At 66.8% G+C, this 280-nt stretch carries 1 protein-coding gene; it reads left to right on the plus strand.

Annotated features, from left to right (window positions below):
• Positions 1-280 (plus strand): glycoside hydrolase family 48 protein (locus OO68_RS41935; RefSeq protein ID WP_033314768.1); only part of this gene is annotated, 280 nt, incomplete at both ends.

A 280-nucleotide genomic window follows, 5' to 3' on the forward strand; every position in this document is an offset into this window, starting at 1 on the left:
CTACCACGACCCGCCGTCCAACCAGTGGTTCGGCTTCCAGGCCTGGTCCATGGAACGCGTCGCCGAGCTGTACCAGCAGACCGGCAACGCGAAGGCCAAGACGGTCCTCGACAAGTGGGTCAAGTGGGCGCTGTCCAAGACCACGTTCAACCCGGACGGCACCTACCGCATCCCCTCGACACTGCAGTGGTCGGGCCAGCCCGACACCTGGAACGCCTCCAGCCCCGGCGCCAACAGCGGGCTGCACGTCACCGTCGCCGACTACACCAACGACGTCGGT

Origin of the sequence: Streptomyces iakyrus (genome assembly GCF_000717055.1) — a bacterium.
Lineage (GTDB): Bacteria > Actinomycetota > Actinomycetes > Streptomycetales > Streptomycetaceae > Streptomyces > Streptomyces iakyrus.